General features: G+C 75.5%; 7 protein-coding genes. 4 read left to right on the forward strand and 3 right to left on the reverse strand.

Features of this window, described 5'->3' with window-relative positions:
* Positions 1-86: 86 nt before the first annotated feature.
* The gene (locus ACFWDO_RS20345; RefSeq protein WP_380325423.1) at positions 87-1376 is read right to left on the reverse strand and encodes a DUF6716 putative glycosyltransferase; all 1290 of its coding nucleotides are present in this window, start codon (positions 1374-1376) and stop codon (positions 87-89) included.
* The gene (locus ACFWDO_RS20350) at positions 1373-2419 is read right to left on the reverse strand and encodes a hypothetical protein (protein WP_380325420.1); all 1047 of its coding nucleotides are present in this window, start codon (positions 2417-2419) and stop codon (positions 1373-1375) included. Before ACFWDO_RS20350 ends, ACFWDO_RS20345 begins: the two co-directional genes overlap by 4 nt.
* Before the next feature lie 194 nt (positions 2420-2613).
* On the opposite strand from ACFWDO_RS20350, the gene ACFWDO_RS20355 reads away from it, so the two are divergent.
* Positions 2614-4107: a glycosyltransferase gene (locus ACFWDO_RS20355; RefSeq protein ID WP_380325418.1), complete on the forward strand. Its 1494-nt coding sequence runs from the start codon at positions 2614-2616 to the stop codon at positions 4105-4107.
* Between the two features lie 22 nt (positions 4108-4129).
* The gene (locus ACFWDO_RS20360) at positions 4130-5392 is read left to right on the forward strand and encodes a CDP-glycerol glycerophosphotransferase family protein (RefSeq protein WP_380325415.1); all 1263 of its coding nucleotides are present in this window, start codon (positions 4130-4132) and stop codon (positions 5390-5392) included.
* Positions 5393-5434: 42 nt separating this feature from the next.
* On the opposite strand, the gene ACFWDO_RS20365 is transcribed toward ACFWDO_RS20360, so the two are convergent.
* Complete coding sequence (locus ACFWDO_RS20365) at positions 5435-6706, reverse strand: CDP-glycerol glycerophosphotransferase family protein (protein WP_380325412.1); 1272 nt, start codon at positions 6704-6706, stop codon at positions 5435-5437.
* Between the two features lie 263 nt (positions 6707-6969).
* On the opposite strand from ACFWDO_RS20365, the gene ACFWDO_RS20370 reads away from it, so the two are divergent.
* Positions 6970-7878, forward strand: a complete 909-nt coding sequence (locus tag ACFWDO_RS20370; protein WP_380325409.1) for an ABC transporter permease — start codon at positions 6970-6972, stop codon at positions 7876-7878.
* Positions 7871-8827: an ABC transporter ATP-binding protein gene (locus tag ACFWDO_RS20375; RefSeq protein ID WP_380325406.1), complete on the forward strand. Its 957-nt coding sequence runs from the start codon at positions 7871-7873 to the stop codon at positions 8825-8827. The genes ACFWDO_RS20370 and ACFWDO_RS20375 overlap by 8 nt, the downstream gene beginning before the upstream one ends.
* Positions 8828-8909: the final 82 nt, after the last annotated feature.

Raw genomic sequence — 8909 nt, forward strand, 5'->3', positions numbered from 1 at the left:
GGCAGTTGACACCGTTATCGGCCGGAATCCGGCCCGATAACGGTGTCAACTGCCTGTTCGGCACTGTGGCGGGGCGGGCGGAGGGGTCAGCGGGAGAGAGTCAGGCGCTGCGCGACGGCGACGGGCAGCGCGGAGCGCAGCACCGTGTACGCGTGCCGCGGCCAGGACCACGGGCGCACGCGGACCGAGGGCAGGTCGCCGGCGCGGGAACGCCGGGCCAGGTCGTGCACGGCCGCGGGCAGGCCCGACGGCGCGGTGTGCAGGTAGTGCTCCTCGCTCCACACCGGGTCGGGCGTGGGGCCGCCGGCGCGGAGGGTGGTGGCGACGTCGTCCAGGCGGCGCAGGCAGCCCGACGCCGCGAACGGCTCGTTGAGCTGCTCCGGGCCGACGCCGAAGTCGGCGAGGAACACCGTGGGCAGGCCGCGGGCCATCGACTCCAGCCCGGCCGTCGAGCTGACCGTGAGCAGCGCCGTGCCCGGCGTGAGCTGGTCGGCCATGGGGCCGGTGGCGAAGGCGACCGCGCCGGCGGCGTGCCCGAGGCCCGCGTGCTCGGCCTCCCAGAGCGCGTCGAGGGGGTGTGCCTCGTTGTGGGTCTGGCGCTCGCCCGCGCGGGCGCGCAGCTTGACGACCACCTCCAGCCCGTCCGCCGCGAGGCCTCCGAGCCCGTCGAGCAGGGCCACGCGCTCGGCGCGCGTGGCGGGCACCTTGGCCTGCGCCGCCAGCACCACGCGTCGCACCGGGGCGGGCGCGGCGGTCGGCGAATCGTCGAGGAACGGCAGCCGCGTGAGCACGAGGTCGGGGCGCGCGCCCTGGTTGGCGAACGCCTCGACGTACGGCGCCGCCTCCACGCGCGCGTGCACCACGAACGCGTCGCACCAACGCCGCCAGCCGGTGCCCTGCGGCGTGGCGGGCAGCGCCATGCCGGGCAGCCCGGTCAGCAGGGCGGGACGGCGGCCGGCGGGCAGTGCCCGCACCACCTGCGCGGCGACGAGCTCCGCGACGGGCCCGGTGGCGGCGACGAGGACGACGTCGGGACGGGTGCGGCGCACCAGCCGGCGCAGCGCCCGCGGGCCCAGCACCGGCGGGCGCCCGACGCCCGTGCCGCTGACGGCCGCGGCCGCCTGGCCCGCCGTCGGGGCGATGGGGGAGCGCACCAGCACGGCCGAGACGCGCACGCCCTCGGCGGCCTCGGCACCGTCGGCGCCGTCAGCACCGTCGTCGTCGCGGAGGCGGGCCAGCGTCCAGACCCCCCACTTGAGGTAGGAGTCGGAGTCGGCGACCGCGAGCACGCGGGGCGCCCGGCGCTCGACGGGCGGGGGGGCGGCGCTCCGCCGCTCGCGGGGCGTGGCGCGGGGGAGCGGGCGGGCGAGCGTCATGCGCGCGACGCGACCGACGCGGGCCGGCCGGGACGCAGCGGCCCCGTCGCCGGGCCCCCGGCGGACGCGGCGGACTCGGTCGCCGCGCGGGTGGCCAGCGCGTGCGTGCGGCCGAGGTGGCGGCGCAGCTCGGGCGTGGCGCGGTCGGTCCACCAGGCGTCCGGCACGGCGTGCGGGGCGACGACGACGCCGCGGGGCGCGAGCAGGCGCGAGAGGGTGACGGCCGACGTCGACGGCAGCATCACGGTGCGCTGGCCGGGTCGCAGCCCGCGCAGCCGGATCTCGACGGGGGCGCCGGGCTCGTCCACCGTGACGCCGGGCAGGCGCTCCAGCAGCGCGGACACCAGCGGGTCGTGGCGGCGGTGCGGCACGTAGCGCACGGGGCCGTCGGCGGCGATCCCGCGCACCCACGCGGCGTACCGGTCGGCGTGCACGAGCCCGTCGGCCACGAGCGCGGAGCCCACGACGACCGTCGACTCGTCGGGGGCGTTGCGCTGCGGCCGCGAGCGCAGCCACGCGAAGTCGTGGGGGCGCACGTCCACGCCGAGCGCCCGCAGCCCGACGAGCGCGTCGTCGTCCAGGGGGATGGTGGTGCACAGGGTGAGCCGCCCGGCGGCGGCGACGCGGCGCAGCCGCCGCGCGGCGAGGGCGCCGAGGCCGTAGCGCAGCGGGTCGGGCGGCGCCGTGAGGCGCACGAGCGGGGACCCCGTGAGCACCCGGCGCACGAGGTCGAGGGTCGCGAGCCCGTCGTCGACGACGACCAGGCGCTCCGGCGGCCGCGGCGCGCGCAGCAGCGCGGCCTGGAACGCCCCGGAGAACGGGTCGCCCACCACCACGGTGTCGTCGGGCAGGCGGCGCGGCGCCGGCGCGGGCTCCACGTCCAGCCCGGCGGGCAGGCCGAGGGCGCGCACGGCGTCGATCCCGGCGGTCAGGGCCGGGACGTCCGCCCGGGCCAGCACGCGGGTGCGGGCTCCGGCGTGCCCGGCGGCGTGCGCCTCGACGGCGCAGAGCAGCTGGAGCGGGGACTCGACGAGCGCGGTCACGCGGCCAGTCTCACCGCGGCGGACGACGAGCCGGGGACGTCGGCATGGCCGCCGGGTGAACGTTGGGTGGGCGGCGGGCCTCGCGCCCGGTCTCGCGCCCGGTCTCGCGCCCGGTCTCGCGCCCGGTCCTGCGTCCGGTCCCGCGCCCGTGGTGGCTCCCGGCCGGGAGGCCCCGGGGTGCCTACGATGTGCGCGTGCCGCCGTCGCGCCCCGGACCCCGGACGTCGCTCCCGCCGGGGAGCCACGCCGCGGCGACGTGGACGATCCCGGCCGACTACGGCGGCATGACGTCGGCAATGCTGCGCAGGTCGCGGTCGTTCGTCCAGGAGGCGGGCGTGCCGGTGCGGATCCTGACGTTCGCGCCGGACCTCGACGTCGACGCCGTGCGCGCGTCCCTCGAGTCCCGCGGCGAGCTGATCGACGGCACCACCCTGCACAACGTGTGGCACGACGTGTGCCGGCTCCCCGACGACGCCCTCGGCGTGCCCCGCCGGGCGCGCCCGGCGCGGGTGCCGGCCGCGGCGCCGGGGGAGCGGGTGCGCACGGAGGGCGGCGGCGACGGCCCAGGCCCCGGCGACGGCGAGGGCGACGGCGAGGACGACGAGACGGGCCGCGTCCTGCACTTCCGGCCGGACGGCTCGCTCGCGGCCGTCGAGGAGCGATCGCGCGTGGGCCGCCGCGCGGTGACGCTCTACGCCCGCGACGGCCGCCGCGGGCGTCGGCTGCCCTCGGTCTGGGCGCTCTACCGGTCCTGGCTCGAGGACGTGCTGCCCGCGGGGCCGCGCTTCGTCGTCGTCGACAGCAAGACGATGGTCCCGTTCTTCGCCGCCGGGGGGTGTCGCGACCTGCGCACCGTGCACGTGGTGCACGGCGCGCACCTGGCCGCGGACGCCGTCGACGCGCACGGCCCGCTCACCACGGCGCGCGCGCCGCTCGTGGAGCACCTGGACGACTTCGACGCGGTGGTCTTCCTGACCGACGCGCAGCGGCGGGACGTGCTGGACCGGGTCGGGGAGCGCGCGCACACCGTCGTGGTGCCGAACGGCACCGACCTCCCGGACGGCCCCGTGCCCGCGCACGCCGACCGGTACCGCGGCGCCGTCGTGGCGTCCCTGGTCCTGCGCAAACGGGTGGGGCACGCGGTGACCGCGACCGGGCGCGCCGCCCGGCGGACCGGCCTCGGCCTCACCCTCGACGTCTACGGCGACGGGCCCCGGCGGGCCGCGGTCGAGGCGCGCGCGGCGACGGTGCCCGGGGTCACCCTGCACGGCTTCGTGCCCGGCGCGGCGGACCGGCTGTCGGCCGCCTCGTACCTGCTGGTCACCAGCCGGTCCGAGGGGCTGCCCCTCGTCTTCGCGGAGGCGATGGCGCGCGGCTGCGTGCCGATCTCCTACGACATCCGGTACGGGCCCTCGGACATCGTCACCGACGGCGTGGACGGCTTCCTCGTGCCCGACGGCGACGTCGACGCGCTCGCGGCGGCGATCGAACGGTTCGTGACGCTCGACGACGCGGCCGTGCGGCGGATGCGCGAGGCCGCGGTCGCCACCGCCCGCGGCTACTCCGACGCCGCCGTCGTGGCGCGCTGGGCCGAGGTCTTGCACGACGTGGCCCGCCGCCCCGGGCCCGCCCGCCGGCTGCCGGTCGTGCGGCACGTGGCCGGTATGCTGCGACGCGCCCCCCACTGACCGACGACGTGTCTGGAGACCCATGCCTGCCACACCCCGGGGCGCCACGCTGCGGCGCCGGATCCGTTCGCTGGGGGGCAAGGTCGTGCGACGGCTGGGGCTGCTGCCCGGTGGCATGCCGGACGGGCTCGGCGAGGACGAGGCGCTGCTCGGCACGTCGTGGCCGTACGAGGTGCTGGTCTACTTCGCGGACACCCCCGAGGCGCTGTACCAGATCGAGCAGTGGTACGACACGTTCCGCGCGCTGCACGCCGAGCACCCGCTGGTCGTCGTCACGCAGGACTCCCGCACGGCCCGCGCGATCCGCCGCGACAGCGGCCTGGACGTGCGCACGGTCGCGCGCTACACGACGCTCGACGACGTCCTGGGCCGCTCGGCCACCAAGCTCGCGCTGTACGTGAACCACAACCCGGAGAACTTCACGTGCCTGCGGTTCGGGCAGCTGGTGCACGCGTCGCTCATGCACGGCGACAGCGACAAGCTCGTCACGGTGTCCAACCAGACCAAGGCGTACGACTTCTCGTTCGTCGCGGGGCAGGCCGCGGTGGAGCGGATGGCGCGGTTCAGCACCCTGTACGACGCGCATGCCCGCTGCGTGCCCGTGGGCCGCCCCCAGCTGGACGATCAGCTGAGCCTGCGCGCCAGGACCCCGCGCGGCACGCTCCCGACGGTGCTGTACGCGCCCACGTGGGAGGGCGGGCAGCCGTCCGCCGAGTACGGGTCGGTCGCGACGCACGGGCCGGCGATCGTGCGGGCCCTCGTGGAGTCCGGCCGCTACCGGGTGCTCTACCGCCCGCACCCGCTCACCGGCGTCCGCGTCGCTGCGTACGGCGAGGCGGACAAGGCGATCCGCGAGTACCTCGCCGCGGCGCCGGCGCCCGCCGAGGGCCCCGGCCACGGCACGGACACCCACGGCGACGTCGCGCCCGCCTTCGCGGCCGCCGACCTGCTGGTCTGCGACGTCTCCGGCGTCGCCATGGACTGGCTCGCGACGGGCGAGCCGATCGTCGTGACGCGCCCCGTGGGCGACGTGATCATCGCCTCCAGCCCGCTCCTGGAGCTGGCCCCGGAGCTGCCGGTGTCGGCGCTCGGCGACGTGGTCGCCGTCGTGGACCGCGAACTCGGCCAGGACCCGACGCGCGAGCAGCGCCTCGCGCTGCGGGAGCACTACCTCGGTGACACCGCCCCCGGCGCCGCCACGCGCCGGTTCGTCGCCGCGTGCGAGCGGCTGATGGACGTCCGCGACCGCGAGGTCGCCCGGGTCAAGGCCGCGGAGCAGGCCTGACGCACGGCTGACCCATTCAGGTCCGACGCCGCCCGGTCCGGGTCACGCCGGTCCCGGGCCGGGGCGCGCGGCGACGAGGGCGTCGCGGCGGGCCACGCAGTCGTCGACGAAGTCGAGGAACCTCCTGCTGCTCTCGCCGCGCGCGAAGCCGAAGTAGTGGTCGCGCAGGCGCGCCCGCTCGTCGCGCCGCGGGTCGGCGGCGAGGTTCGCGGCGAGCACCCCCGCGAGGTCGCCGACGGTGTCGTCGTCGACGACGTCCGCGGCGCCCGCGAGCGGCGCCTCGGCGACGAGCCGGACGCGGTCCGTGCGCCGGTCGGTGAGGACGACGGGCGCGTCGGGCCGCAGGTAGAGGAAGTCGAGCCCGACGGCGGAGATGTCCGTCACGAGGAGGTCGGCGGCCGCGAACAGGCCGCGGACGTCGGCCCGGAGCGGCCGCTCGTGCGGCGCGCCCGCGGCGGCGAGCAGGCGGACGATCTCCGCGTGCGCGGCCGCCACCGCGCGGTCCTCGCCGTCGAGCACCCGGGGGTGCGGCTTGTAGACGACCCGGACGTCGGGGAGGGCCAGCAGGGCGCGCACGACGGCGACGCCGTACCGGTCCAGGGAGGTGTAGTTGTTGGCGTCGTCCTCGCCGGACCACGTCGGGGCGTAGAGCACGGTGCGCCGGCCGGGCAGGGGCGCGAGGGTCGGCACGACGTCGAGGTCGAGCTGCGGGCGCCCGCACACGACGAGGCGGCCGAGGTCGAAGTTGATGAGCGCGCGGCGGTGCCGCTCGACCGCGGCCGGGCCCGCGACGACGACGTGGTCGTAGGCCTTGGCCTGGTTCGAGACCATCGAGATCTTGTCGGACTCGCCGTGGTTGACGTGCACGTGCAGGGCCCGCTGGTAGATCAGCGACTGGAAGTTCCGCCAGCCGTTGTTGACGTAGACGACCACCTTGACGTCGATCTGCTTGTAGAGGCGGCGCAGGCCGTCGAGCTCGAGCGCGTAGAGCACGGGGAGGTCGGTGGCGGCCCGCAGCTGCTCGGTGAGCTCCCACTGGCGGGTGACGACGGCCAGCGGGTGCCGCTCGGCGACGCGCTCGAGCACGGGCAGCCACTGTCGCAGCTGGTAGGCCTGCAGGGGCGTGTCGGCGAAGTACGCGACGACGGGGTACGGCGGCAGCCCCTCGACCTCGGGGGAGAGCTCGGGCGGCTCGCCGCCGATGGTGCTGCTCACCAGCCGCTTGGCCCGGGAGCCCGCGCTCAGGAGCGTGCGGGCGAGCGCCCGTCGGGCGCGCAGCCGGAGGGTGGACCGCGGGGCGCTGACGTCGGGCATCGTGGCCTCCCTGCGGGCCGGGCGGGGGTTCACCCCGGTGTCATCTCGAGTATTCCACGGGGTCACCGGCAGGCCACGGGTTCGTCGCCGGGGGCTGGGATCGGGGGCGGTTCGTCGCTGTAGGATCGACGGGGCCTGTCAGCCACAGGCCGTACCTAGAAGACGGGTATGCCAGCTACGTGACCACCGACACCACCACGGGCGCCGCATCGGGTGACCGCGGGAAGCCGGGGCCGGACGCACTTCGCCCTCCGGATCCGGTCGTGCCCGACACCACCTCGCGGGAGCGCCAGGCGATCGCGGAGCAGTTCGGTCTGCGCCCCATGGGCGTGCGCCCGCCGCTCGGCCGGTACATCAAGGACGTCGCCTCGCGCTGGGCGTTCATCCGCGTGCTCGGCACCGCGACCGCCTACTCCAAGAACCAGAACAACTACCTCGGTCAGCTGTGGGCCGTCCTCAACCCGATCCTCAACGCGATCGTCTACGTGCTGATCTTCGGCATCCTGCTCGGCACGAGCCGGGGCGTCCTGAACTCGATCGCGTTCATCGTGATCGGCACGTTCCTGTACCGGTTCTTCGAGCAGTCGGTGCACGCGGGGTCGCGGTCGATCGCGCAGAAGTCGAACCTCATCCGGTCGCTGCACTTCCCGCGCGCGGTGCTGCCGATCGCGCAGGTGGTCTCCCTGCTGACCACGCTCGTCCCGGCGCTGCTGGTGATGTGCGCGATCGTGCTGCTCAGCGGCCTGCTGCCAAAGTACGCGATGGTGCACGTGACGTGGAGCTGGCTCCTCCTGCCGGCGATCATCGCGCTGCTGTGGATCTTCAACACCGGCATCGCGTTCGTCGTGGCGCGGGCGGTGGCGATCACGCCGGACCTCGACAACATCATCGGCTTCGTGCTGCGCCTCGTGATGTACGCGTCGGGCGTCATCTTCCCGGTGATGCACTACGTGAAGGACCTCCCGGCGACCACGCAGGCGATCATCGGGCCGATCCTGGAGTACCAGCCCATCGCCGTGTACCTGTACGTGGCGCGCTCCATCCTGACGCAGGAGCCCACCATCCCCCAGGACCCGGTGATGTGGGCCTGGGCCGCCGGGTGGGCGGTCGTGTCGTTCGCCGTCGGTTTCGTCGTGTTCTGGCGTGGAGAGGAGCGGTACGGCCGTGACTGAGTCGGAGCTGCACCTCGACGTGGACCTCGACGAGGAGTTCGAGCCGGAGGACCTCGAGGGCCCCAAGCCGGTCGCCACCCTGGGCGACCCGGTGCTCGTCGTCGACGACCTGCACATCGTCTACCGCGTGTTCGGCGGCAAGGCAAAGCAGGTGGCGGCCAAGGGCGGCGCGAACGTGCGCGAGGCGGAGGCGCCCAAGCGCTCCTTCCTGCGCCGCCTCGTCAGCTCGACGTCGCAGCACGTGGGGGCCGTGAGCGAGGTGCACGCCGTGCGCGGCATCTCCTTCGTGGCCCGCCACGGCGAGGCCATCGGCATCGTGGGCATCAACGGGTCCGGCAAGAGCACCCTGCTGCGCGCGATCACCGGCCTCATCCCGCCGCACTCCGGCTCGGTGTACGTGGCGGGCGACCCGGCGCTGCTGGGCGTCAATGCCGCCCTCATGCCGCAGCTCTCGGGCGAGCGGAACATCTGGATCGGCGGCCTCGCCCTCGGGCTCACGCCCAAGCAGGTCGAGGAGCGGTTCGACGAGGTCGTGGAGTTCGCCGACATCGGCGACTTCGTCTACATGCCGATGAAGACGTACTCCTCGGGCATGGGGGCGCGGCTGCGGTTCGCGATCTCGTCGGCCGCCACGCCGGACATCCTCATGATCGACGAGGCGCTGGCCACGGGCGACGCGGCGTTCAAGGCGCGTTCGAAGGCGCGCATCGACGAGGTGCGCAAGAACGCCGGCACGATCTTCCTGGTGAGCCACTCGATCACCACGATCGAGGCGATGTGCACCCGCGTGCTGTGGGTGCACCAGGGCCAGCTCGTCATGGACGGCCCCACCGACGAGGTCCTGGGGCACTACCGGAAGTTCGTGCGCGCCCACCGCGCCGCGAACTCCTCGGGCCGCGCCGGCGGCGTCGGCCCGCGCGCGCGGCGCAAGAAGAAGCCGCAGGACTGACCTCGGCCCCACCGAGGCCGCGCTCGCGAACGCGAGATCGTTGTGGGTGGGCTCGTGGCCCTGTCTCGACTCGAGACAGGGC

Origin of the sequence: Isoptericola sp. NPDC060185 (genome assembly GCF_042728595.1) — a bacterium.
Classification (GTDB): domain Bacteria; phylum Actinomycetota; class Actinomycetes; order Actinomycetales; family Cellulomonadaceae; genus Isoptericola.

Excerpts from the sequence above, each read along its gene's own strand:
- ACFWDO_RS20360 (WP_380325415.1), top strand. The coding sequence starts at position 4,130 with ATGCCTGCCACACCCCGGGGCGCCACGCTGCGGCGCCGGATCCGTTCG.
- ACFWDO_RS20345 (WP_380325423.1), bottom strand. The coding sequence starts at position 1,376 with ATGACGCTCGCCCGCCCGCTCCCCCGCGCCACGCCCCGCGAGCGGCGG.
- ACFWDO_RS20365 (WP_380325412.1), bottom strand. The coding sequence starts at position 6,706 with ATGCCCGACGTCAGCGCCCCGCGGTCCACCCTCCGGCTGCGCGCCCGA.